The sequence below is a fragment of the Citrobacter sp. RHBSTW-00887 genome (genome assembly GCF_013728095.1).
Taxonomy (GTDB): domain Bacteria; phylum Pseudomonadota; class Gammaproteobacteria; order Enterobacterales; family Enterobacteriaceae; genus Citrobacter; species Citrobacter braakii.
On sequence record NZ_CP056267.1, the window covers coordinates 5022729 to 5048851 of the forward strand.

A 26123-nucleotide genomic window follows, 5' to 3' on the forward strand; every position below is an offset into this window, starting at 1 on the left:
AACCCTTGAAGCTACTGTCCGTTTTGAGAGTTTCTCTCATACTCGAAATAACTAAAGCCAACGTGAACTTTTGCGGACCTTGAGTCCGCATTTTTTTTGCGCCCGCGCGAATACATTCAAAAAAATATATACAAAATATAAATTACATATTTCCATTCGATTATTTAAATTAAAATCATATTAAATTAAAATAATCAAAAACATTTTGTATCATTTATATATTTGACGCCCTATCAGGTTCATAAATAATAACCGCGCGATATTCAATATATGGCAAATCGCAAGAACACTCGTTTCTTCGCCACTCTAATTATTTAGAGTATATTCACCCATATTTTTCTAATATTTATCGAATGGAATCTTTTATGAAACTCAATACTATTTCGCGATATTTTCTCGCGGCAGGCCTGATGTCGTGCGCCGCAAACGCATTCGCCCTGGAAGCCTGGAGCGGTCAGGCAGGTGGAAACACCATTGAAGTTATTTTTGACAGTAAAGTTTATAGTAACCGCTGGTATGTAAATGCCGATAATTGCCCACAGGGCGCGTCAGCTGAAAACTGGGATAATCCGTGGAATTACGTGCGCGATGCCACAAAAGCGGAAATCGATCAATATGGCAACCCAACCACTTGTGAATCCGGGAGCGCCACGCCTGTTGCCCACGACGCATTCAGCGCAGAAAAAGATTATGCCAAAGATGATATTGTCGCTTATAAGGATGTGACATATGAAGCGTCCAGGCCCATTCCGGCTTATTCCTTTACCCCAGGTGCCGACAATCCGTGGAAACACTATACGCCAGTATCCGACTGGCGTTCCAGCCAGGTTTACAACAAAGGGGATGAGGTCAAAGTTGACGGACAGTCTTATGAAGCACTGTACTATACCGTTGGCGAAAACCCTTCTATTGCAGGTAACCAGAACCCGACCGGCACCAATGGCCGTCCGTGGAAACCGTTAGGCCCAACCGTCGAATTCACCCAAGAACAATTTAATAATGCCCCACAGATCAACTCCATTGCGCTTTACGAACCTGGCAAACTGGCGGTGTATAAAGGAACGCCTTATGTCGCCCAGGCGAAAGTCAAAGGCGTTATGCCGTATGATAAAAACCCATGGGCGATTTATACCAACTGGGCTGGCACCAAAGAACGCGTAGGGACGCCGAAGAATCCATGGCCTGCCCACGTTTATGCACCATACGTCGACTTTAGCCTGAACAGCATTCCGGATCTGGCGAAACTGGCGAAAGAGCAAAACATTACCCACTTCACCATGGCGTTTGTCGTCGCGAAAAGCGGCGAGCAGTGCATCCCAACCTGGGGTACGGCCTATAATCTGCAGGATTACTCACAGTACAGCAAAATAAAAGCGCTGCGTGAAGCCGGTGGCGATGTGATGGTTTCCATTGGCGGAGCGAATAACTCCCCGCTGGCGGCTGCCTGTAAGAATGTGAAAGACCTGCAAAAACTCTACTACGATATTGTTGATAACCTGAACCTGAACGTGCTGGATTTTGACATCGAAGGCACATGGGTGGCCGATCAGGATTCCATCGATCGCCGCAACCAGGCAGTAAAAGAGGTTCAGGCTCAGTGGAAAGAGGAAGGTCGCAAAGTCGGTATCTGGTACACCCTGCCGATTCTGCCGACCGGTCTGACGGCTGAAGGTCTGTATGTGCTGGAAAATGCGCGCCATGTCGGCGTTGAGCTGGCTGGTATTAACGTAATGACCATGGACTACGGTAATGCCGTCTGCCAGTCAGACGGTACCGAAGGGCAGAACATCCACGGTAAATGCGCCACGTCCGCCATCGACAACATGTTCACCCAGTTGAAAAAAATCTGGCCAGAGAAATCTGACAAAGAGATCAACGCCATGATGGGCACCACCCCGATGATCGGTTACAACGATGTACAGGGCGAAGTGTTCTATCTGTCCGATGCGAAACTGGTGATGGACGACGCGAAAAAACGCAACCTCGGCATGATTGGCGCGTGGTCAATGGCACGCGATCAGCCGGGCGTGGCGAAGCAGGTCAGCCCGGAGCACAGCGGTATGACCGCACAGCAGGCACCGATGTACGCATACAGCCAGGTATTTGCGCCGTTTACTCACGCAGATGAAAAAGAGGTCGTCACCGGTGTTTATAAATCACGGAAAAACAACCTCTGCCTGGATGTCAAAAACGGTCAAATCCGGAATGGCGATCGTTTGTTCACCTATGCTTGCTCCGGCTCCAACAACCAGACCTTTAAATTTGATGCCCGTGAACGTCTGGTAATTGGCAATAGCCAGAGCTGCCTGGATATTCAAAACGGTTATAATGTTGAAGGCAGAAATATTATTTCTTACACCTGCCACACCCCGACTGATACCAACAAAAATCAGACATGGACCTGGCAAAACAACAAGTTCGTCTCACAGAAGGAAGGCACGCAACGTTGTATGACGGTGGGTAACGACGGTTATGTCACCTTAAGTACCTGCACCGACAATAACGTCGCCCAGGAATTTGAGATTTATCGTCCGTAAACTGCTATCCAGGATAGAAACATAACAAGGCCATCCTTCGGGATGGCCTCTTTTATTACCGACGTTAAATCAGACGCGCCTTCGCGTAGTCGATCGCCTGCGCCACCTGCTGTGGCGACACGCCGCCTTTCGCCGCACGTTTATCCAGGCACGATTGCAACGAGAGGATCGGATAAACGTCATCGCCAATCACCTGACTGAACTTTTGTAAGTCAGCAAGCGACAGCGCTTCCAGCGGTTTGCCCTGACGAATCGCCTCGACCACCGTCTCACCCACAATATGGTGTGCTTCGCGGAACGGGACGCCTTTTGCTACCAGATAATCCGCCAACTCGGTGGCGTTAGCATAACCCTGCTGCGCTGCTTCCTGACAACGCTGACGTTTCACCTGAATGCCATCCAGCACCAGCGCAGCCATATGCAGACAGTCCAGCCAGGTGTCGAGCGCATCGAACAGCCCTTCTTTGTCTTCCTGCATATCTTTATTGTATGCCAACGGGAGACCTTTTAAGGTCATCATCATGCCGGTCAGCGCACCCTGCACGCGACCGCATTTGCCACGGATCAGCTCCAGCGCATCCGGGTTTTTCTTCTGCGGCATCAGAGATGAACCCGAAGTTACACGATCGGACAGCTCGACAAAGCCCGCTTCGCCGGTATTAAAGAAAATCAGGTCTTCAGCAAAACGCGACAGGTGCACCATGCCGATAGAAGCGTTGGAGAGTAACTCCAACACGTGGTCACGGTCAGAAACACTGTCCAGACTGTTACGCGTCGCCGAGGCAAAGCCCAGCCAACCGGCCAGCTGCTCGCGATCGATTTCATACGCCGTACCCGCCAGCGCGCCGCAGCCCAGTGGACTGACGTCCAGGCGCTTGAGCGAATCCTGCAGACGGCTCTCGTCACGCGCCAACATTTCGACATAGGCCAGACACCAATGAGCAAACGTCACCGGCTGCGCACGTTGCAGGTGGGTGTAACCCGGCATGACGGCGTCCTGGTTATTCTCTGCCGTCACCACCAGCGCACTTTGCAGCTGACGGTTGGCCGACAGTAATTCAATAACCGTGTCTTTACACCACAGTTTAAGATCGGTCGCGACCTGGTCATTACGGCTACGTCCGGTATGCAGTTTTTTACCAAGCTGGCCAACTTTATCAATCAGCTTACCTTCCACCCAGCTATGAATATCTTCGGCATCGCTTTGCAGGATCTGCTGCGGATTAACGCGAACCTCTTCCAGCAGAGTGTTCAGCGCCTCTTCCAATTGCAGCTGTTCATCGGCAGTCAGTACGCCGACCGTTACCAGCGCTTTAGACCAGGCCACAGAGCCGACAATATCCTGTTCTGCCAGGCGGTAGTCAAAACGCAACGAGTCGTTGAACTGTTTGAACCGCTGATCTGCTGCCTGTGTAAAACGCCCACCCCAAAGTGCCATAACTTGCTTCCTTAATATCTTGAATTTCAACGCCGGATGGCGCTTAGCTTATCCGGCGTACAGGTTCGGTTCACGTAGGCCCGATAAGGCATAACCGCCATCGGGTACAAAATAGTTTACGCTAAAATCCGCGTGCCAATTGGCATGCCGTTAAACAACGCCGGAAGTTGCTCGGCATGACGCCAGGAGGCAATATCCACAGGACGGCCCAGCGTGCGCGCGGCATCCAGCGCCGCATTGACCTTCACGATCATGCCGTCAGTAATAATACCTTGTTCAATCAGTTGTTCCGCTTTCGCGGCGGTCATTTCGGCAATACGCTGGCCTTTTCCATCCAGAATACCGCTTACGTCAGAGAGCAGGATCAGATCCGCACCCAGCGTTGCCGCCAGCGCCGTTGCCGCCTGATCGGCATTAACGTTCATCAGCAGTCCGTCTTCAGTAACACCAATAGAGCTAACTACCGGCAGAAAACCGCCTTCCAGCAGTGTGTTAATCAGCTTAGGCGAACCCGGCTGCGCCAGTCCAACATGACCCAGCGCTTTATCGAGCGGCGTCACTTTTACGCTGTCGCCATCACCAAGATACAGACCCACGGATGCGATGTGGTGCTTTTTCGCCCGGGCCAGTAAGGTTTTATTCGCTGTTCCCGCCAGGGCGCCGGTAATAATGTCAATTTGATCGGCTGGCGTGACGCGCAGACCATTTTTCTTTTTCACCGGCAGGTTCAGCTGCTTCATCAGATCGTCAACCACACAGCCGCCACCGTGCACAATGACCAGCGGTCGCTGATGTGACTCACGATAATTCACCAGTGCGGTAAACAGACGCTCCAGCGCCTCTTCGCTATCCAGTAAAACGCCGCCCAGCTTGATAATTAATGGATTCATCGTTGCACCCTTAAATAAGAGACTGCGTTTCAGCAAAGCCAAAACGAATATTTGCGCACTGCATCGCCTGTGCCGCCGCGCCTTTCAATAAGTTGTCTTCAGTTGCCACCACGATCAGGTGCTCACCCTGTACGGCAAACCCGATATCACAGAACGGTAAGCCAACCACGTTCTTCAGCGCCGGAACGCCTTTGTCATACAGACGCACCAGTGGCTTATCGCCATACGCCTGTTGCAACGTTTGAGCCACTTGCGCATGGGTTACGCCCGCTTGCAAACGGCAGGTGATGGTTTCCAGAATTCCGCGCGGGAAGTTGCCCAGATGCGGGGTGAAGATCACCTCCGCACCAAGGTGAGTAGCGATTTCCGGCTGATGGCGATGGGTAAACACGCCATACGGCTGCAGGCTCACCTCACAAAAGCTGTTGGAAATAGCCGCCTTACGTCCCGCGCCGCTCACGCCGCTGGTGGCGTTAATTACCGGCCACTGGCTGAGATCCAGCAGCCCGGCATCAATCAGTGGTTTCAGCGACAGCTGCGCCGCCGTCGGGTAGCAACCCGGCACGGCAATCAGATTCGCGTCTTTCAGTTGGTCTGCGTTCCACTCCGCCAGTCCATAAACCGCCTGCTCCAGCAGGTCGGGATGCTGATGGGTAAAGCCGTAATATTTTTCATAGAACGCGCCGTCGTTTACGCGAAACGCGCCCGAGAGGTCAAACACCACGCATCCGGCCTGCAAAAACTGCGGGGCCAGGTCATGGCTCACCTCATGTGCCGTTGCGAGGAACACAACGTCCACCCCTGCGCTAAACTCGCTGATATCTGACATTGGCTGTAACGGTAAATCGACAATGCCTTTCAACTGCGGATGCAAATCGGAGATTAATTTTCCTGCATCATTGCTTTGCGCTGAGACGGTCAAAGCGGTTATGGTCATATCAGGATGGCGATTTACATAGGTCACAAGCTCTGCGCCGGCATAGCCACTGGCGCCCACAATCAGCGTATTCAACATCGGGGCTGCTCACCTTCTTAGATTCTGTTGCCAGATATAAGCCTTTATCACCTCACCTTACACTTGGTGGGTTTTATTACGCTCAACGTTAATGTATTTTTATTCACAAATACTGCATGAATATTGATACTATCATGACCCGAGGTGTGTCAACAATGAAAAACAATTTACCGCCATTTATCGAGATATACCGCGCTCTGATTGCCATGCCGTCGATTAGCGCCACCGAAGAAGCGCTCGACCAAAGTAATGCAGGTTTAATCACTCTGCTGGCGGGCTGGTTCAAAGATTTAGGCTTTAATGTGGAGGTCCAGCCGGTTCCCGACACGCGCAATAAATTCAATATGCTGGCAAGCATTGGACAGGGAGCCGGTGGTTTGTTGTTGGCGGGCCATACCGATACCGTCCCCTTTGACGACGGACGCTGGACGCGCGATCCGTTCACCCTGACCGAGCATGACAATAAGCTCTACGGTTTGGGTACGGCAGATATGAAAGGCTTCTTCGCCTTTATCCTCGACGCGCTGCGTGACGTCGACGTCACTCAACTGAAAAAGCCCCTATACATTCTGGCCACTGCCGATGAAGAGACCAGCATGGCGGGAGCGCGTTATTTCTCTGAAACCACCGCTTTACGCCCGGACTGCGCGATCATTGGCGAACCCACTTCTTTGCAACCTGTCCGCGCGCACAAAGGTCATATCTCTAATGCGATTCGCATTTTGGGACAATCGGGTCACTCGAGCGATCCGGCTCGTGGCGTGAATGCCATTGAACTGATGCATGATGCCATCGGCCATATCATGAATCTGCGCGATGACCTGAAAGAGCGCTATCACCATGATGCTTTTACCGTCCCGTATCCGACATTAAATTTGGGTCACATCCACGGCGGCGACGCCGCCAACCGAATCTGCGCCTGTTGCGAGCTGCATATGGATATTCGCCCACTGCCCGGCATGACGCTTAACGATCTCAATGGCTTACTTAACGACGCGCTGACCCCGGTCAGCGAGCGCTGGCCGGGTCGCCTGACGGTGTCGGAGCTGCATCCGCCAATTCCAGGCTATGAGTGCCCACCGGATCATCAACTGGTACAAGTGGTTGAGAAACTGCTGGGCGCACAGACAGAAGTGGTGAACTACTGCACCGAAGCGCCGTTTATCCAGACGCTTTGCCCGACGCTGGTGTTAGGGCCTGGCTCCATTAATCAGGCGCATCAGCCGGATGAGTATCTTGAAACTCGTTTTATTAAGCCAACCCGCGAATTGATCACCCAAGTTGTGCATCATTTCTGCTGGCATTAACCGCTTATCGCCTCGCTAACCCTTTAGTGGTAAGCGAGGTAATTTATTAACATTTCCATAAGCAAAGCTTATTTGATTCGATGTGAATTAAATAACGTAAATTCCCGTCATTTTTTCGTTTGCTGAACCGATTTCGCAGCAATTGACGTCACGACTTTTACGTGGCTTTATAAAAGACGGCTAACAAACAAAGTCCGAGAGATTTCGTGTCATAGCAAGGCGGCAAGCGAGCTCATACCAGGAGCTTACATAAGTAAGTGACGGGTGGGCGAGCGCAGCCAACGCCGATGTCGCGCGAAAGATACAGGACGCATAAATTAAAGATGGGGTGTCTGGGTTAATATGAACGAACAATATTCCGCGTTGCGTAGTAATGTCAGTATGCTCGGCAAAGTGCTGGGGGAGACCATCAAGGATGCGCTGGGAGAGAACATTCTTGACCGCGTAGAAACAATCCGTAAGTTGTCCAAATCATCCCGCGCCGGCAATGAAGTCAATCGCCAGGAGCTGCTCACTACGCTGCAAAACCTGTCTAACGACGAGCTGCTGCCGGTTGCCCGCGCGTTTAGCCAGTTTCTGAACCTGGCCAACACCGCCGAGCAGTACCACAGCATTTCGCCAAAAGGCGAAGCAGCCAGCAACCCGGAAGTGATTGCTCGCACTCTACGTAAACTGAAAGAGCAGCCCAACCTCGATGAAGCCACCATCAAAAAAGCCGTCGAATCTCTCTCCCTGGAGCTGGTTCTCACTGCCCACCCGACCGAGATCACCCGCCGTACGCTGATCCATAAAATGGGTGAAGTGAACGCCTGTCTCAAGCAACTTGATAACAAAGACCTCGTCGATTACGAGCGCCATCAGCTGATGCGCCGTCTGCGCCAGTTGATTGCCCAGTCCTGGCATACGGATGAAATCCGCAAGCTGCGCCCAAGCCCGGTTGATGAAGCCAAATGGGGCTTCGCGGTGGTTGAAAATAGCCTGTGGGAAGGCGTACCAAACTATCTGCGCGAGCTGAACGAACAACTGGAAGAGCATCTGGGCTATAAGCTGCCCGTTGATTTTGTCCCGGTTCGCTTTACCTCCTGGATGGGCGGCGACCGCGATGGCAACCCGAACGTAACGGCGGATATCACCCGTCACGTGCTGCTACTCAGCCGCTGGAAAGCGACCGATCTGTTCCTGAAAGACATTCAGTTTCTGATTTCTGAGCTGTCGATGGTGGATGCTACACCGGAACTGTTGGCGCTGGTGGGCGAAGAAGGCGCAGCAGAACCTTACCGTTATCTGATGAAAACCCTGCGTTCACGTCTGATGGCAACCCAGGCCTGGCTGGAAGCCCGTCTGAAAGGCGAGAAATTACCGAAACCTGCGGGACTTCTCACCCAAAACGAACAGCTCTGGGACCCGCTTTATGCGTGCTATCAGTCTCTGCAGGCCTGTGGCATGGGCATTATCGCCAATGGCGAATTGCTCGACACCCTACGCCGCGTGAAATGTTTCGGCGTACCGCTGGTACGTATTGATATTCGTCAGGAAAGCACCCGTCATACTGAAGCCCTTGGCGAACTGACCCGTTATCTGGGCATTGGCGACTACGAAAACTGGTCGGAAGCGGATAAACAGGCTTTCCTGATCCGCGAGCTGAACTCCAAGCGTCCGCTGCTCCCGCGTAACTGGGAGCCGAGCAACGACACCCGCGAAGTGCTCGACACCTGCCGGGTCATTGCCGAAGCCCCATATGGCTCCATTGCCGCCTATGTTATCTCAATGGCGAAAACGCCATCGGATGTACTGGCCGTACATCTGCTACTGAAAGAAGCCGGTATCGGTTTTGCTATGCCGGTTGCCCCGCTGTTTGAAACGCTGGACGACCTCAACAACGCCGATGACGTCATGTCTCAGCTCCTGAACATTGACTGGTACCGTGGCTTTATTCAGGGCAAACAGATGGTCATGATTGGCTACTCTGACTCCGCAAAAGATGCAGGCGTGATGGCGGCCTCCTGGGCGCAATATCAGGCGCAGGACGCGTTGATCAAAACCTGCGAAAAAGCCGGTATCGAACTGACGCTGTTCCATGGTCGCGGTGGCTCCATTGGTCGCGGTGGCGCGCCTGCGCATGCGGCGCTGCTTTCTCAACCACCAGGCAGCCTGAAAGGCGGTCTGCGTGTGACAGAACAAGGGGAGATGATCCGCTTTAAGTACGGCCTGCCGGAAGTGACCATCAGCAGCCTGTCGCTGTATACCGCAGCAATTCTTGAAGCCAACCTGTTACCGCCGCCAGAGCCGAAAGATAACTGGCGTCATATCATGGATGAGCTTTCCGATATTTCCTGTGAGCTCTATCGTGGATATGTGCGTGAAAACAAAGACTTCGTCCCTTACTTCCGCTCCGCAACGCCAGAGCAGGAACTGGGTAAATTACCGCTCGGCTCACGTCCGGCAAAACGTCGCCCAACCGGCGGGGTAGAGTCTCTGCGCGCCATTCCGTGGATTTTTGCCTGGACGCAGAACCGCCTGATGCTCCCGGCATGGCTAGGTGCAGGCACCGCACTGCAAAAAGTGGTTGAAGACGGTAAGCAAAGCGAACTCGAAGCAATGTGCCGCGACTGGCCATTCTTCTCCACACGTCTTGGCATGCTGGAAATGGTTTTCGCCAAAGCAGACCTGTGGCTGGCAGAATACTACGATCAGCGCCTGGTCAAAAAAGAGCTGTGGCCGCTGGGTGAAGAGCTGCGTCAGCGCCTGGAAGCCGATATCGATGTCGTGCTGGCGATTGCCAACGACTCACATTTGATGGCCGACCTGCCGTGGATTGCCGAGTCCATTCAGTTAAGAAATATTTATACTGACCCGCTGAATGTCTTACAGGCTGAGCTGTTACACCGCTCACGCCTGGCGGAAGAGCAAGGCAATGCACCGGATCCGCGCGTTGAACAAGCGCTGATGGTGACAATCGCTGGTGTCGCAGCCGGCATGCGTAATACAGGCTAACGTCCCCCCTCGTCGCCTTCGTGCTATTGTACGAAGGCGACAACAAAAACTGCTGTCATAACCGCTTCTTTTTCAATATATTCCCGCCTGAATATATTCACATTGTGAATATATCAACAGCAAAACACGATCCTAAGATCTTGATGCTTAAGTTCCTCTTAATATTAAGTCGCTACTCTTGGCGCTACGATTAAAGACAGGCTCACATTATGCAATCCTTACAACTCCAGTCTAAACCTAAATTTAGCTGGAAAGCCCTGGGTTGGGCGCTCCTCTATTTTTGGTTTTTTTCCTCATTACTGCAGGGCGTTATCTATTTTAGCGGCTACAGCGGTTCTACAGGTTTACGCGACTCCTTACTATTCAGTTCGCTGTGGTTAATCCCGGTATTTTTATTTCCAAACCGTATCCGTATTATTGCTGCCGTCATTGGCGTGGTGCTATGGGCAGCCTCGCTGGCTGCTCTGAGCTATTACGTCATCTACGGACAAGAGTTCTCGCAAAGCGTTCTGTACGTGATGTTTGAAACCAATGCGAACGAAGCCAGCGAATATCTCAGCCAGTATTTCAGCCTAAAAATTGTTCTTATCGCCCTGGCCTATACGGCTATCGCTATTCTGCTGTGGACGCGTCTGCGCCCTGTTCATATTCCATCGCCCTGGCGCTATCTGGTGTCGTTTGCGTTGTTGTACGGTTTGATTCTGCATCCGATAGCCGTTAACACTTTCATCAAACACAAGCCGTTTGAAAAAACGTTGGATGGTCTCGCCTCACGTATGGAGCCTGCCGCACCGTGGCAATTCATCTCCGGGTATTATCAGTACCGTCAGCAGTTGACCTCACTCAATAGCCTGCTGAATGAGAACAATGCCCTGCCGCCGCTGGCTAACTTCAAAGATAACTCCGGCGATGCCCCACGTACGCTGGTGCTGGTCATTGGCGAGTCAACGCAGCGTGGTCGCATGAGCCTGTATGGTTACCCGCGCGAAACGACGCCAGAACTGGATGCATTGCATAAATCCGATCCTAACTTCACCGTATTCAATAATGTCGTGACGTCACGTCCGTACACCATTGAAATCCTGCAGCAGGCGCTGACCTTCGCCAACGAGAAGAATCCGGACCTGTACCTGACTCAACCGTCTCTGATGAATATGATGAAACAGGCAGGTTATAAAACCTTCTGGATCACCAATCAGCAGACGATGACGGCTCGCAACACCATGCTGACCGTGTTCTCTAAGCAGACGGATAAGCAGTTCTATATGAATCAGCAGCGTACGCAAAGTGCGCGCGAATATGACAGCAACGTGCTGGCGCCATTTAAAGAAGTACTGGCCGACCCGGCACCGAAAAAGTTCATCATCGTGCACCTGCTGGGTACGCATATTAAGTACAAATTCCGCTATCCGGATGGTCAGGGTAAATTCGATAACAATGTCGACAACGTTCCCCCCGGCCTGGATGATGATCAGCTGGAAGCATACAACGATTACGACAGCGCGAATGTCTACAATGACCATATCATTGCCACTCTGATCAAAGACTATAAAGCGACCGATCCGAACGGCTTCCTGCTCTACTTCTCCGATCACGGGGAGGAGGTATACGATACGCCACCGCATAAAACGCAGGGTCGTAATGAAGACAACCCGACGCGCCATATGTATACGGTACCGTTCCTGCTGTGGACCTCTGAAAAATGGCAGGCCGCACACCCGCGTAATTTTTCTCAGTATGTGAGCCGTAAATACAGCAGCTCAGAGCTTATCCACACCTGGTCTGATTTAGCGGGCTTCACCTACGACGGTTTCGATCCGACCCGATCCATTACCAGCCCGCAGTTCAAAGAGACGACCCGCTGGATTGGCAATCCGTACAAAAAGAATGCCCTGATTGATTACGATAGCCTGCCGTACGGCGATCAAATCGGTAATCAGTAATACTCGTATCGGCCACTCTTAAAGAGTGGCCTTTTTTTATGATGGCGGTTACTGTTTCCCCTGTCTGCTGCCTGCAAGGGATTAACATGTATCACGACGTCAGCCATCTTCTCTCCCGCCTGATTAACGGCCCCACGCCGCTGCGCCAGGTTTATTTTGCCAGCGCCAGTAGCTCAACGCCGGAGCTGGCGTATCAGGTCGATTTTCCCCGGCTGGAAATTGTGCTGGAAGGTGAGTTCACCGATAACGGAGTTGCTGGCGCATCCGCGACGTTACTGCCTTGCGATGTGCTATTCGTTCCGGCTGGCGGCTGGAACTTTCCGCAGTGGCTCACACCGGTCACCACGCTCAGCATTCTGTTCGGCAAACAGCAACTGGGTTTCAGCATCGTCCAGTGGGACGGCAAGCAGTATCAAAATCTTACCCGCCAGCACGTCGCGCGGCGTGGGCCACGAATTGGCTCTTTCCTGCTGCAAACGCTCAATGAAATGCAGATGCAACCGCAGGAGCAACAAACCGCCAGGCTAATCGTTGCGAGCTTACTGAGCCACTGCCGCGATCTGCTGGGCAGCCAGATCCAGACCGCATCACGCAGTCAGGCGCTTTTCGAAGCCATTCGCGACTATATTGATGAACGCTACGCTTCGCCGCTCACCCGAGAATCCGTCGCGCAGGCGTTTTACATCTCACCCAATTACCTCTCCCACCTGTTTCAAAAAACGGGCGCTATCGGGTTTAACGAATACCTGAATCACACGCGACTGGAACACGCGAAAACGCTGCTGAAGGGTTATGAGCTGAAGATCAAAGAAGTGGCGCATACCTGTGGGTTTGTTGACAGCAACTATTTCTGCCGCCTGTTTCGCAAAAATACCGAACGTTCGCCGTCAGAATATCGTCGGCAATACCACAGCCAACTGACGGAGATAAAAGCTAATCCAAAGTAAGATGTGTGTGCTGTGGTGCAGAAAGCAGCTTTCGCACGGCGCTCATCACCCGCTGCGGCTCACGCAGAAATGCGCTAATGCCCGACTGGACGTATCGGCTCTGCGTAAATCGCTCTGCTCCTGCCAGTTCAATATCGGTAATGAGCAACACCGCATCAGCACGGTTAATATCCTCTTCCGTCAGGCGATTTTCGGTACCCAACGCGCCCTGAGTTTCAATCTTGATGCTCCATTTCTCCTGCTGGCAGAGTTTCTCCAGCCGTTCAGCGGCCATATAAGTATGGGCCACGCCGCTTACGCACGCGGTGACAGCAACCAGATATCGTACAGGTGCGATGGCCATACTATCCTCCTACTGTTACCTGAAATCCGGCGCATTCTGCCATCTTACGTATAAAATCTATCTCTTGCGCCGACGGGACGGGCACTTCTTTCATCGACCAGGGTAATCCGAGCAGGTTGTATTTCGGTTCGCCATATTGATGAAACGGTAGCAGGTGCACCTGCTTTATGCCCAATGATGACAACAGCGTCAACGCCTGCTGCGTGTTCTCTACATTCATCGTAAAGCCCGGAATCAGCGGCAGGCGAGGTATGACATTAATTCCTTCAGCGACCATTAGTCGTAAATTCGCCAGCACGCGCGGCAGGTTCATATTAATGGTCTCACGCGCCAAATGGACATCCATAATTTTGAGGTCAAACAGCACCTCATCACACTCTCTTGCCAGCGATAACAAACGAGTGGCTGGCGCATCGCCAGCCGTTTCAATCGCACAGCGAACATCCCAGCGCCGCAGACGTTGCAGGAATCGTACGGCAAAGGGCGCTTGCATCAGCACTTCACCACCGGAAAGCGTCACCCCCCCGCCAGAGGTGCGAAAGAAAATATCATCTTTCATCACTTCACGTTCCAGCTCGTCCAGCGAGATATCACGACCGATACGTTCAAACGCACCGGAGGGACACTCATCAGCATCACGTAGACAGGGTGTACAGTGCAGGCATTTACTCTCCCGCCGTACTGTTTCAATACGTGGGGAGAGAGATTCAGGGTTGGCGCACCACGGGCAGGTATGCGGACAACCTTTAAAAAAGACTACCGTACGAATACCTTGTCCATCATTCAGTGAGTAACGCTGAATATTAAATATACGCGCGACGTCCTCGCCACGTGGGTCAATAACCTCACAGCTGATGCGCGGTGCGGCGAATGATGTCATCCTGGATCTCCTTCGACAGCTCGACAAAGAAGGCGCTGTAACCCGCCACGCGCACCACCAGCCCGGCGAAATCTTGTGGGCGCAGCTGCGCTTCTCGCAATGTGTCGGCATTCACCACGTTAAACTGGATGTGCTGGAGCTTGAGCTGGGTAAATGCCCGCAGAAAATCCGCCAGCTTGCGTAAACCAGCCTCACCTTCCAGTGTGGCTGGCGTAAACTTCACGTTCAGCAAAGTCCCATTGGAAAGCAACGTGTTATCCAGCTTGCTGACCGATTTCAATACCGCCGTCGGCCCTTGCATATCCTGCCCCAGCATCGGCGACAGCCCTCCGTCCGCCAACTGTTCCCCGGCGAAGCGACCATCTGGTGTCGCTCCGACGACCGAACCCAGCGGCACGTGCGCAGAGACAGTATATGAACCCGGCGTAAATTGCCCGCCGCGTGGATTCTGGTATTTCTCTACCTCTTTGCAGTAATGACGCAGCAGTTCGGCGCTGATGTTATCTACATCATCAATATCGTTGCCGTATTTTTCGAAGCGGTTAATCAGCCTGGCGCGAATTTTCTCGCCTTCCGGGGTAGCAAAGTTGTCTTTTAGCACCGATAAAAGTTCGTCAAAAGTTAAGCGCTGTTGTTCAAATACCAGTCCATTGAGCGCATGCAGCGAATCACTCAGGTTCGCAATGCCGATCCCCTGTACGCCGGAGAAGTTATAACGCGCGCCGCCGTCGGTAATATCACACCCTTTATCCAGGCAATCGCTAATAAACGAGGAGAGCAGCGGCACCGGCGCCCAGTCGCGATGACCGATATCGCAGATATTACTGCCTTCGACCATCAACGTAATGTAGTGGCTGATTTTGGCACGAATATGCTTCAACAGGTCTTCGTACGTCAGCGCGCGATTGCCTTCGTTCTCATGCAGGCAGATTTCCATTACTTTCAGCAGATTAAACATGGCGATGTCGTGCAAACCGTATGTTCTGCCTGGAATAGACAGCTCGACACAGCCGACTACCGCGTAATCTCGCGCATCTTCCAGCGAGACGCCACGGTTAAGAAATGCAGGCACCACCACTTCATCATTAAAGATTTGCGGGATGCCGGTCCCGAGGCGAATGGTCTGTGCCGTTTTCATCAGGAACGGCGTATCGATCAACGCGTTCGTGCGCACACCGAGATTTGGTTGCGGCAGTTGTACGCTCTGATAAGCATCAAGACAGAGAAACGACAGTACGTTTACCGCACTACGACCATTTTCCGTCAATCCCCCAAGCAGTGCGGTGTAACCCGTTGGGAAGCCAGCGAAATAACGCGCGCTACTGGTGGATCGCAGCAGTACGATGTCATTGCATTTCACCCATAGCGATTCGAGGATTTCTTTTAAGAATGCAGGATCTTCCTCCTGCGTCAGCGAGGTCTGATAAAACGGCAGCATATACTGGTCGAAGCGTCCGAGTGAGAGCGAACTGGCGTTGGACTCATATTGCAAAATAATGTTCATGTACCAGAACAGCTGACATGCTTGCCAGAAGGTTTGCGGCTTATGCTGGGCGTTATGCCGGGAGTTTTCCGCAATCGTCAGCAATTCCTGACGTCGCTGCGCATCCGGGCAGTTTTCCGCCATTTGTTCTGCCAGCAGGGCGTAACGCAGAATGTGGCTTTGCGAAGCCTCAAGCAGCAACAGAGCAGCCTGATAAAAGTGGTTATCCGGCTGCTGCAGACAATGCGCCCGCATCTGCGCTACCAGTTCGCCAAGCCCGAGATTCAACAGGCGTGGATAATCAATAATGATATGCCCCTGACCTTTATCCGTCTGGTTAACGCTAAAAATCTGCGTACGGACAGCGGCTTTTACCTCATCGGTCATCTGACCGTTGATGAAATCTTTCATCGACCGCTTTTCCCAGTACGGATACAGCACATCGCGATAGAGATGTTTATCCTCTTCGCTGATGTCAAAACGGTCCTGCGGACGGGTTGGAAACTGCTCCAGCTCGTTGAGCAGCCAGTAAGGATCCATTTCCGGCGACATTATGCCCGCCCGCGGTTTAACGGTGCGGTTCCCGGCTATCAGTTCCTCATCACGAATCGATATTTCAACGTGCTCAAGAATATATGCGGTGGCTTTCGCCCGCCGCAGAATAACCGGCTCTCCCTCCGTCTGCTGGTGGCTGGCGGTATATAGCAGCGCACGCTCAAGCGAAATTTCGCGGTTATTCTGAAACAGAGCGTTTTTTAAACGTTGGATACGGTTAGTCATGAGGAACTCCTGTAGAAAAACTAATGCCAGATGGCGCTGTGCTTATCTGGCCTATGTATCAGTAGGCCGGATAAGTCGCCCCCCCTCCGGCAAACAAACCGTTATGCGGTTTGCGCAAGGTGTGCGCCAATCTTGTTCATGATGGCGTCGGCACGTTTCACTGCATCGCTGATGTTGACACGAACGATAGTTTTGCCCGCAAAACGCTCTTCAAACTTAATACCAATGTCTTTGGTCAGAATCACCATGTCGGCTTCTGCCACATCCGCCGCGGTCAGTTCGTTTTCCAGACCGATCGACCCCTGAGTCTCAACCTTTACTTCCCACCCCTTGGCTTTAGCGGCGCTTTCCAGCGCTTCGGCGGCCATATAGGTGTGGGCAACGCCAGAAGGACATGCAGTTACTGCGATAATCTTGGTCATGACTCATTCCTCGCTTAATTCATTTCAAAATCTAAATCCAGGTCGTCTTCTTTCTGGTCGACCTGAGACACTTTTTTCCGCGCCAGACTTTTCAGTACGTTAACGCACACAGCGGTCACTACAGCCCCCACGGCAACCGCCGCGATATAACCCAATTTTCCTTCCACGACCGGCAGAACAATCAGCCCGCCCCAGCCGGCATAACACTGCGCACCAAACAGCGCGGCGGTTACCGTGCCGCAGGCGGAACCCACCATAATGGATGGGATAACGCGTAGCGGATCGGCGGCAGCAAAAGGAATTGCGCCTTCCGTTACGCCAACGCAGCCCATCACCAGCGCGGCTTTACCGGCTTCACGTTCTTCAGAAGAGAAATTCTTACGACCAATCAGCGTCGCCAAACCTAAGCCCAGCGGCGGCACGCAGATCCCTACCGCGGCGATTGCCACCACGGTATAAACCCCCTGCGCCACGCAAATCAGCATGAAGGCGTAGGCAACTTTGTTAATCGGCCCACCCATATCGAAGGCCAACATCAGTCCCATAATTACCGCCAGCAGCACGATGCTGCCCTGCTGCATACCCTGCAGCCACTCGGTCAGGCTAGTGGTTAACGCGCCAACGGGTTCTCCCAGGCCCCACATCATGATGCCTGCGGTGATAAAGGTGCCGACAATAGGAATAACGAAGATAGGCATTACCGATCGCAACACCTTATGTACGGGGATCTTCTTCAGAAAATGGACGACGATACCGCCAATAATCCCGGCAATTAGCGCGCCGAAAAAACCTGCGCCGAAGCTGTTTCCCACCCATGCGCCAATCGCACAAGGGGCGAGAGCAGAACGTTCAGCAATGGAATAACCAATGTAAGCGGCAAGGAATGGCACCATCAACGTCAGCCCTGCGACGCCAATATCAAACAGTTTCTTGAGATTAGGATCGGTCGCAGCATCCGGTACCGCGCCCTTGCCATACAACATGACGGAGACCGCCAGCAAAATTCCACCCGCGACTACGAAGGGGATCATATGCGAAACACCCGTCATCAGGTGCTGACGGGTATTTTTCAGGATTTGTACCAACTCTTTCATAAGTCGCTCCCAGGCTGCCTAAAGCCCATATCCATAAACTTGTTGCGGAAAACAATAGGCAATCCGACGCGGCGCAAACAGTGGATAAAAAGGCCATTTGCTGGACTTTTGTAATGTCAGCGCAAAAATGCGATCCGCCTCATAACTTGTAGTTTCTCGGAATTTATAGAGGACATGCTGACTTGTGAGGGATATCTCACTTTGATGGTTACATTACATTTATCCAGTTTTTGGCAGATTTGTCAGATGGCAGGTTCAGGCGTTGCCCTTTTATCCTGTAGCGAGAAATCGTTATGGGAGATGAGGCTATGGCCCTGATTGTGGAATTTACCTGTGAGCTGCCCAATGGCGTACATGCGCGCCCGGCAAGTCACATAGAAACGCAGTGCAACACCTTTACTTCGCACATTGAGTGGCACAACTTGCGTACCGAACGTAGGGGTAACGCCAAGAGCGCATTGGCACTGATTGGCACCGATACTCTGGCGGGTGATAGCTGCCAGTTGCTGATTTCCGGTGCTGATGAACAGGCAGCCCACCAGCATTTAACCCAATGGTTACGTAATGAATTTCCACACTGCGATGCACCACTAGCGGAAGCCAAAAGCAACGAGCTGGAGCCACTTCCTGCATCCCTCACCAATCTAAACCCACAGCTTTTTCGCGCTCGCACCGTCTGCAGCGGCAGTGCGGGAGGCGTTCTGAGTCTGCTCTCTTCGCTGGATCTCAACGCCCTTAACAATCTCCCATCCGCTAAAGATATTGAAACCGAGCAGGCGGCACTGGATAACGGCTTAACGCTGCTGATGAAGAATATTGCGTTTCGGTTACTCGACAGCGACGGCGCAACCAGTGCGATTCTGGAAGCACACCGCTCGCTGGCAAGCGACCTCTCACTGCGTCAGCACCTGCTCGCTGGAGTATCTCGCGGGTTAAGCTGCGCCCAGGCGATTGTCGAAAGTGCCGGACATTTTTGTGATGAATTCGCCCGCTCCAGCAGCAGTTATTTACAGGAACGTGCGCTGGATGTGCGCGATGTCTGCTTCCAGCTTCTGCAGCAAATTTATGGAGAGCAGCGTTTTCCTGCGCCGGGAAAACTAACCCAGCCTACGGTCTGTATGGCGGACGAGCTCACACCGAGCCAATTCCTCGAACTGGACAAAACATTGCTGAAAGGCTTGCTGTTAAAAAGCGGCGGTACCACTTCACACACGGTGATTCTCGCCCGGTCATTCAACATTCCTACGCTGGTTGGCGTGGATATTGAATCCTTGATGCCATGGCTGCAGCAAACGGTTTATATCGATGGTAACTCAGGAGCGGTCATTGTTGCCCCTGATGAATCCGTCGTACGTTACTACCAGCAGGAAGCCCGTATCCAGGATGCCATTCGAGAACAACAACGTATCTGGCTGACCCAGGAGGCGCGCACGGGTGATGGCATCCGCATGGAAGTCGCCGCCAACATCGCCCATTCCGTGGAAGCGCAAGCAGCCTTTGGCAACGGTGCGGAAGCGGTTGGCCTGTTTCGCACGGAAATGCTGTATATGGACCGTACCTGCGCCCCGGATGAGAACGAGCTATACAACATTTTCTGCCAGGCGCTGGAGCCCGCGCAGGGACGCAGCATCATTGTGCGCACCATGGATATCGGTGGTGATAAACCCGTTGATTACCTGAATATTCCTGCCGAAGCCAACCCGTTCCTTGGTTATCGCGCGGTGCGTATCTATGAAGAATACGCCGCTTTGTTTACCACACAACTGCGATCGATCCTGCGCGCATCAGCGCACGGTAGCCTGAAAATCATGATCCCAATGATCTCCTCTATGGAAGAGATCCTGTGGGTCAAAGAGAAGCTGGCCGAAGCCAAACAGCAACTGCGCACTGAACACATCCCGTTTGATGAGAAGATCCCGCTCGGTATCATGCTGGAGGTTCCGTCAGTGATGTTCATCATCGATCAATGCTGCGAAGAAATTGATTTCTTTAGTATTGGCAGTAATGACCTGACGCAATATCTGCTGGCGGTCGACCGCGACAACGCCAAAGTTACCCGCCATTACAACAGCCTGAATCCAGCCTTCTTGCGCGCACTGGATTACGCCGTACAGGCGGTACATCGGCAGGGGAAATGGATTGGCCTGTGCGGCGAACTTGGCGCTAAAGGTTCAGTGCTACCGCTGCTTGTGGGACTGGGTCTGGACGAGATCAGCATGAGCGCTCCCTCCATTCCCGCCGCCAAAGCGCGGATGGCGCAACTTGACAGCCGCGCCTGCCGTCAGTTGCTGAATCAAGCAATGGCGTGTCGAACGTCGCTGGAGGTCGAACATCTGCTGGCCCAGTTCCGCATGACCCAACAGGATACCCCTCTGGTTACCGCCGAGTGCATCACGCTGGATAGCGACTGGCGTAGTAAAGAGGAGGTCATCAAAGGGATGACCGACAACCTCCTGCTGGCAGGTCGTTGCCGCTATCCGCGTAAACTGGAAGCCGATCTGTGGGCGCGCGAAGCGGTCTTCTCTACCGGATTAGGTTTTAGCTTCGCCATTCCACACAGCAAATCAGAACATATTGAGCAGTCCACTATCAGCGTAGCGCGCCTGCAAGCGCCGGTACGTTGGGGTGATGATGATGCGCAGTTCATTATTATGCTGACGCTCAACAAACACGCCGCTGGCGACCAGCATATGCGTATTTTCTCGCGTCTGGCACGGCGCATTATGCATGAAGAATTCCGTAACGCGCTGGTTAACGCCGCCTCTGCCGACGCTATCGCCAGCCTGCTGCAACATGAACTTGAACTTTAAAGAGGGTGTTTTTGTATGGAACTTTACCTTGATACTGCCAACGTCGCGGAAGTCGAACGTCTGGCACGCATCTTCCCAATCGCGGGTGTCACCACCAACCCAAGCATTGTGGCAGCAAACAAAGAATCCATCTGGGATGTGCTGCCGCGCCTGCAAAACGCCATTGGCGAAGAGGGCATTCTGTTTGCCCAAACCATGAGCCGCAACGCACAAGGCATGGTGGAGGAAGCCAAACGTCTAAGCAACGCGGTACCCGGTCTGGTGGTAAAAATCCCGGTGACATCCGAAGGTCTGGCCGCGATCAAGATGCTGAAAAAAGAGGGTATCACCACGCTGGGAACCGCCGTGTACAGTGCCTCTCAGGGGCTGCTGGCAGCGCTGGCGGGGGCGAAATATATCGCGCCTTACGTTAACCGTATTGACGCGCAGGGCGGCGACGGAATTCGCACGGTACAAGAACTGCAAACGTTACTGGAACTGCATGCGCCAAACAGCATGGTACTGGCAGCCAGCTTTAAAACCCCTCGTCAGGCGCTGGATTGCTTACTGGCAGGATGCGAAGCAATCACCTTGCCATTAGACGTAGCGCAACAAATGCTCAATACCCCTGCGGTAGAGTCAGCAATAGAGAAGTTTGAACATGACTGGAACAATACATTTGGTCACATCAACCTGTGAGGGAAATAAAGTATGGATCGCATTATTCAATCACCTGGTAAGTACATCCAGGGTGCCGATGTTATTACCCGTCTTGGCAACTACCTCAAACCACTGGCAGAGCGCTGGCTGGTCGTTGGGGACAAGTTTGTCTTAGGCTTTGCCCAGGGCGCACTGGAAAAAAGCTTCCAGGATGCCGGACTGGCGCTGGAGATTGCACCGTTTGGCGGCGAGTGTTCACAAAACGAAATCGACCGTCTGCGCGGCGTGGCAGAAAAAGCGCAATGTGGCGCAGTACTTGGTATTGGCGGCGGTAAAACGCTGGATACTGCCAAAGCGCTGGCGCACTTTATGGGCGTGCCTGTCGCCATTGCGCCAACCATCGCCTCTACCGATGCACCGTGCAGCGCGCTGTCCGTTATTTACACCGATGCCGGTGAATTCGATCGCTATTTGCTGTTGCCCAATAACCCGGACAGGGTCATTGTTGATACCAAAATTGTCGCGGGCGCACCGGCGCGTCTGTTAGCCGCGGGCATCGGCGATGCGTTGGCGACCTGGTTCGAAGCGCGCGCCTGTTCACGCAGCGGCGCAACCACCATGGCGGGCGGTCAGTGCACTCAGGCGGCGCTGGCGCTGGCTGAGCTGTGCTTTAATACGCTGATAGAAGAAGGTGAGAAAGCGATGCTGGCTGCCGAGCAGCACGTGGTAACGCCTGCTCTGGAGCGCGTTATTGAAGCCAACACCTATCTGAGCGGCGTCGGTTTTGAAAGCGGCGGTCTGGCAGCGGCGCACGCCATCCATAACGGCCTGACGGCAATCCCGGATGCGCATCACTATTACCACGGCGAGAAAGTGGCTTTCGGCACGCTGACGCAACTGGTACTGGAAAACGCGCCGGTCGATGAAATTGAAACCGTTGCGGCGCTGTGTCATTCCGTTGGCCTGCCGATTACCCTGGCGCAACTGGACATCAAACAGGATATTCCGGCGAAAATGCGCATTGTGGCTGAAGCTGCCTGTGCCGAAGGCGAAACCATCCACAACATGCCTGGCGGCGCAACGCCGGACCAGGTGTATGCCGCCCTGCTGGTGGCTGACCAGTACGGTCAACGTTACCTGCAAGAGTGGGAATAACCGGCCAATAAAAATCCCCGCAATTGCGGGGATTTTTTTGTTCATACTATGCCGGACCCGCACAAGCGATATCCGGCATGGTCTGTTACAGCAGATCGAAACGATCCAGGTTCATCACTTTCACCCATGCGGCAACGAAATCTCTCACGAACTTCTCGTGAGCATCGCTGCAGGCATAAACTTCAGCCACTGCGCGCAGTACAGAGTTAGAACCAAACACCAGATCGGCGCGAGTTGCGGTGTATTTTACTTCGCCGCTCGAACGGTCACGACCTTCAAACAGCTCTTGTGACTCATCAACCGCCTTCCACTCATGACGCATATCCAGCAGATTGACGAAGAAGTCAGTGCTGAGTACGCCAGGACGATCGGTAAAGACGCCGTGCTGGCTACCATCAAAGTTGGTGCCCAGTACGCGCATACCGCCCACCAGCACGGTCATTTCCGGTGCGGTTAGCGTCAACTGCTGCGCTTTGTCGATCAGCAGCGACTCGGTGGTCGACACGTCAGGACGAGCGCGGTAGTTACGGAAACCATCGGCAATCGGCTCAAGCAGTTCAAACATCTCAATATCCGTTTGATCCTGACGCGCATCCACACGACCCGGCGCAAAAGGTACCTTGATGCTGACGCCCGCAGCGCTAGCCGCCTGCTCGATACCGACAACACCGGCCAGCACGATAATATCGGCCAACGAGGCAGTATGGGCAGACTTATAAATACCTTCCAGCACAGGCAGAACGCGTGCCGCGGTGGCATTCACATCCCAGCCGCGTTGTGGGTCCAGCGCCAGACGTGCACCGTTAGCGCCGCCACGTTTATCCCCGCCACGGAAAGTCGATGCCGAAGCCCACGCTACCGATACCAGTTCGCCCACGGACAGTCCGGAAGCAGCGATGGTCGCCTTCAGCTTCAGGATATCTTCTTCGCTTGGGTTGAAGAACGCATGCGGCAGCGGGTCTTGCCAGATCAGATCTTCTTTTGGCACTTCCGGGCCAATGTAACGCGATTTTGGCCCCATATCGCGGTGCGTCAGTTTAAACCACGCACGGGCAAACGCTTCGTTGAACGCTTGCGGATCGTTCAGGAAACGGCGAGAGATCTTTTCGAACTCAGGATCGAAACGCAGCGTCAGGTCGGTAACCAGCATCGTCGGCTTGCGTTTTTTCGACGGATCAAACGGATCGGGAATAATTTCTGGCGCGTCAACCGCTTCAAACTGAATCGCGCCTGCCGGACTGCGAGTCTGCACCCACTCATATTTGAACAGGTTCTCGAAGAAATAGTTGCTCCATTGGGTAGGCGTCTGCGTCCACACCACTTCCAGACCAGAAGTAATTGCATCCGCGCCCGCGCCACTACCGTAGCTGCTGGCCCAGCCCAGGCCCTGCGCTTCAATCGGTGCGGATTCTGGATCGGCGCCAACGTGCGATGCCGCTGCTGCGCCGTGGGTTTTGCCCAACGTATGACCGCCGCCAATCAGCGCCACGGTTTCTTCGTCGTTCATCCCCATGTTACCGAAGGTCGCGCGAATAGCCGCTGCCGCAGAAAGCGGTTCGCCGCTATGGTCTGGCCCTTCCGGGTTCACATAAATAAGGCCCATTTCGGTGGCGCCCAGCGGCGCTTTTGCCAGCTCTTCCGGGTGACGGTGAGTCAGCCAGGCTTTTTCATCACCCCAGTTTACGTCGAGATCCGGTTCCCAGACATCTTCACGACCGGCACCAAAGCCAAAGGTACGGAAACCTGAGTTTTCCAGCGCCACGTTACCCGCGAGGATAAACAGGTCGGCCCAGGAAATTTTCTGACCATATTTCTGCTTGATTGGCCACAGCAGACGACGTGCTTTATCAAGGCTGACGTTGTCCGGCCAGGAGTTCAGTGGTGCAAAACGCTGCTGTCCGCGACCCGCTCCACCGCGTCCATCGATAGAGCGATAGGTTCCCGCGCCGTGCCATGCCATGCGGATAAACAATCCGGCATAGGTTCCCCAGTCAGCGGGCCACCACGGTTGAGATTCGGACAGAAGGGCTCTGAGATCCCCTTTCAGGGCAGAATAGTCGAGTTTACTAAACTCTTTGCGGTAGTCGAAGTCCTCACCCAGCGGGTTCGAACGGTTGGAATGTTGGTTTAAAAGATCAACGCGGAGTTGATTTGGCCACCAGTCGCGGTTATTCGTTCCTGCTCCCGCGCTCTGATCGTGACCGCCTTGATGAAAAGGACACTTACCGGCAGTTGATGCGTTTTGGCTATCGTCGGACATGCTCATCTATATGCTCCCTTTACAGTGTTCTGACTACGATATACACCACCAGAGATAAGATATAGTCGAAATAACCCACAGATTCGATAGCTAATTCCTTTTATATTTTAAGTTACAGAGATGTAGATCAAAATGATCAACAAAAAGCCCTCCGTAGAGGGCTGGGGCATCTGTTTAGTTAGGTCTTACACCCAGTGTGTGACAAATAGCGTAGCTCATCTCGGCACGGTTGAGGGTATAGAAGTGAAAATCTTTCACCCCTTCGCGACTGAGAATTTTCACCATATCCATGGCGATATTCGCGCCCACCAGCTTGCGGGTTTCCGCGTCATCATCAAGACCATCAAACATGGTCGACATCCACGCAGGAATGCGGACGTTGGTCATGTCAGCAAATTTTTTCGCCTGCTTAAAGTTAGATACCGGCAGGATGCCCGGAATAATTTCCACATCGATTCCCGCAGACACACAGCGATCGCGAAAGCGCAGATAGCTTTCTACATCGAAGAAAAACTGGGTGATCGCGCGGTTTGCACCGGCATCAACCTTACGCTTCAGATTCAGTAAATCAGCCTGAGCGCTTTTCGCTTCCGGGTGCACTTCCGGGTAAGCCGCAACGGAGATATCGAAGTCTGCAACGTCTTTCAGCAGAGTCACCAGGTCGGAAGCATACATATCCGGTTTACCGCTTCCCGGCGGCAGATCACCGCGCAGGGCAACAATATGACGAATACCGTTATGCCAGTAGTCCTGAGCAATGGTACGCAGCTCATCACGGGTCGCATCAATGCATGTCAGGTGCGGGACCGCTTCAAGACCTGTGCGATCCTTAATGCCTTTAATAATGCTGTGCGTACGGTCGCGCTCACCAGAGTTTGCACCGTAAGTAACTGAAACAAACTTCGGCTTCAGGCTGCTCAGGCGATCGATGGAGTTCCACAGGGTTTGCTCCATTTCACTGGTGCGCGGCGGGAAAAACTCAAACGAAACGTTAATCTGACCCTGCACTTCTGCCAGGCTCTGATTCAGGGCTTCCCGCTGGTTGGCGTGAAAAAAGCTCATACCTTACCTCATCAATCTTTTGTCGTTATATGTTGTGTTGTGAACTGCTATACGTTTAGACGTCTAGATGTAAAAATGACGGAAAAGCATGCTGGCGTCAACACAAAAATCATCGTTAAAGGTG

18 protein-coding genes are annotated in these 26123 nt (G+C 53.0%); 8 read left to right on the forward strand and 10 right to left on the reverse strand.

The genetic code is table 11. The features are described from left to right. Nucleotides 1-365: 365 nt before the first annotated feature. Entirely contained in the window at nt 366-2537 is a 2172-nt protein-coding gene (locus HV314_RS23930; protein WP_181546867.1) for a ricin-type beta-trefoil lectin domain protein, read from the forward strand. A gap of 64 nt (nt 2538-2601) precedes the next feature. Here HV314_RS23930 and argH read toward each other — a convergent pair whose 3' ends face one another. From argH to argC, 3 genes are all read right to left on the reverse strand, one after another. Continuing rightward, nucleotides 2602-3975, reverse strand: a complete 1374-nt coding sequence (gene argH, locus HV314_RS23935) for an argininosuccinate lyase (RefSeq protein ID WP_181546869.1) — start codon at nt 3973-3975, stop codon at nt 2602-2604. A 116-nt stretch (nt 3976-4091) separates the two neighbouring features. Continuing rightward, nucleotides 4092-4865 carry an acetylglutamate kinase gene (gene argB, locus HV314_RS23940; RefSeq protein WP_181546871.1) on the reverse strand — a complete coding sequence of 258 codons (774 nt, stop codon included), beginning with the start codon at nt 4863-4865 and terminating at the stop codon, nt 4092-4094. 10 nt (nt 4866-4875) lie between these two features. Further along, the gene (gene argC / locus HV314_RS23945; RefSeq protein ID WP_046276415.1) at nt 4876-5880 is read right to left on the reverse strand and encodes an N-acetyl-gamma-glutamyl-phosphate reductase; all 1005 of its coding nucleotides are present in this window, start codon (nt 5878-5880) and stop codon (nt 4876-4878) included. Nucleotides 5881-6035: 155 nt separating this feature from the next. On the opposite strand from argC, the gene argE reads away from it, so the two are divergent. The 4 genes from argE to HV314_RS23965 all read left to right on the forward strand — a co-directional run bounded on the left by argE (nt 6036) and on the right by HV314_RS23965 (nt 13071). Beyond that, entirely contained in the window at nt 6036-7187 is a 1152-nt protein-coding gene (gene argE / locus HV314_RS23950; RefSeq protein WP_019077897.1) for an acetylornithine deacetylase, read from the forward strand. A 342-nt stretch (nt 7188-7529) separates the two neighbouring features. Continuing rightward, a complete protein-coding gene (gene ppc, locus HV314_RS23955; protein ID WP_016157932.1) occupies nt 7530-10181 on the forward strand; it encodes a phosphoenolpyruvate carboxylase in 2652 nt (883 codons plus the stop codon). A 209-nt stretch (nt 10182-10390) separates the two neighbouring features. Next, nucleotides 10391-12124, forward strand: coding sequence for a phosphoethanolamine transferase CptA (locus HV314_RS23960; RefSeq protein WP_053388896.1), 1734 nt, complete (start codon nt 10391-10393; stop codon nt 12122-12124). Between the two features lie 86 nt (nt 12125-12210). Further along, nucleotides 12211-13071: a helix-turn-helix transcriptional regulator gene (locus HV314_RS23965; RefSeq protein ID WP_181548127.1), complete on the forward strand. Its 861-nt coding sequence runs from the start codon at nt 12211-12213 to the stop codon at nt 13069-13071. Here the strand turns inward: HV314_RS23965 and HV314_RS23970 are convergent. From HV314_RS23970 to HV314_RS23990, 5 genes are all read right to left on the reverse strand, one after another. Continuing rightward, nucleotides 13058-13414, reverse strand: a complete 357-nt coding sequence (locus HV314_RS23970) for a PTS fructose-like transporter subunit IIB (RefSeq protein ID WP_016155282.1) — start codon at nt 13412-13414, stop codon at nt 13058-13060. The two genes, HV314_RS23965 and HV314_RS23970, sit on opposite strands and share 14 nt — an antisense overlap. Nucleotide 13415: 1 nt before the next feature. Continuing rightward, on the reverse strand, nt 13416-14294 hold the full coding sequence (locus tag HV314_RS23975; RefSeq protein WP_181546873.1) for a [formate-C-acetyltransferase]-activating enzyme: 879 nt from the start codon (nt 14292-14294) through the stop codon (nt 13416-13418). Further along, nucleotides 14260-16557, reverse strand: coding sequence for a formate C-acetyltransferase (locus HV314_RS23980; protein WP_181546875.1), 2298 nt, complete (start codon nt 16555-16557; stop codon nt 14260-14262). Before HV314_RS23980 ends, HV314_RS23975 begins: the two co-directional genes overlap by 35 nt. Nucleotides 16558-16658: 101 nt before the next feature. Continuing rightward, the gene (locus HV314_RS23985) at nt 16659-16979 is read right to left on the reverse strand and encodes a PTS fructose-like transporter subunit IIB (protein WP_016155279.1); all 321 of its coding nucleotides are present in this window, start codon (nt 16977-16979) and stop codon (nt 16659-16661) included. Between the two features lie 14 nt (nt 16980-16993). Continuing rightward, on the reverse strand, nt 16994-18073 hold the full coding sequence (locus HV314_RS23990) for a PTS fructose transporter subunit EIIC (protein ID WP_181546877.1): 1080 nt from the start codon (nt 18071-18073) through the stop codon (nt 16994-16996). Nucleotides 18074-18381: 308 nt separating this feature from the next. Between HV314_RS23990 and ptsP the strand changes: the two genes are divergently transcribed. The 3 genes from ptsP to gldA are packed head-to-tail and all read left to right on the forward strand — an operon-like array spanning nt 18382 to nt 22677. Next, entirely contained in the window at nt 18382-20883 is a 2502-nt protein-coding gene (gene ptsP, locus HV314_RS23995) for a phosphoenolpyruvate--protein phosphotransferase (RefSeq protein WP_181548128.1), read from the forward strand. A gap of 15 nt (nt 20884-20898) precedes the next feature. Then, entirely contained in the window at nt 20899-21561 is a 663-nt protein-coding gene (gene fsa / locus HV314_RS24000) for a fructose-6-phosphate aldolase (protein WP_016157926.1), read from the forward strand. Between the two features lie 12 nt (nt 21562-21573). Further along, nucleotides 21574-22677, forward strand: a complete 1104-nt coding sequence (gene gldA / locus HV314_RS24005) for a bifunctional L-1,2-propanediol dehydrogenase/glycerol dehydrogenase (protein ID WP_016155275.1) — start codon at nt 21574-21576, stop codon at nt 22675-22677. An 85-nt stretch (nt 22678-22762) separates the two neighbouring features. Here gldA and katG read toward each other — a convergent pair whose 3' ends face one another. Both katG and metF read right to left on the reverse strand, forming a co-directional pair. Continuing rightward, on the reverse strand, nt 22763-24943 hold the full coding sequence (gene katG, locus HV314_RS24010; RefSeq protein WP_016155274.1) for a catalase/peroxidase HPI: 2181 nt from the start codon (nt 24941-24943) through the stop codon (nt 22763-22765). 168 nt (nt 24944-25111) lie between these two features. Then, complete coding sequence (gene metF / locus HV314_RS24015) at nt 25112-25999, reverse strand: methylenetetrahydrofolate reductase (protein ID WP_016155273.1); 888 nt, start codon at nt 25997-25999, stop codon at nt 25112-25114. Between the last annotated feature and the right edge of the window lie 124 nt (nt 26000-26123).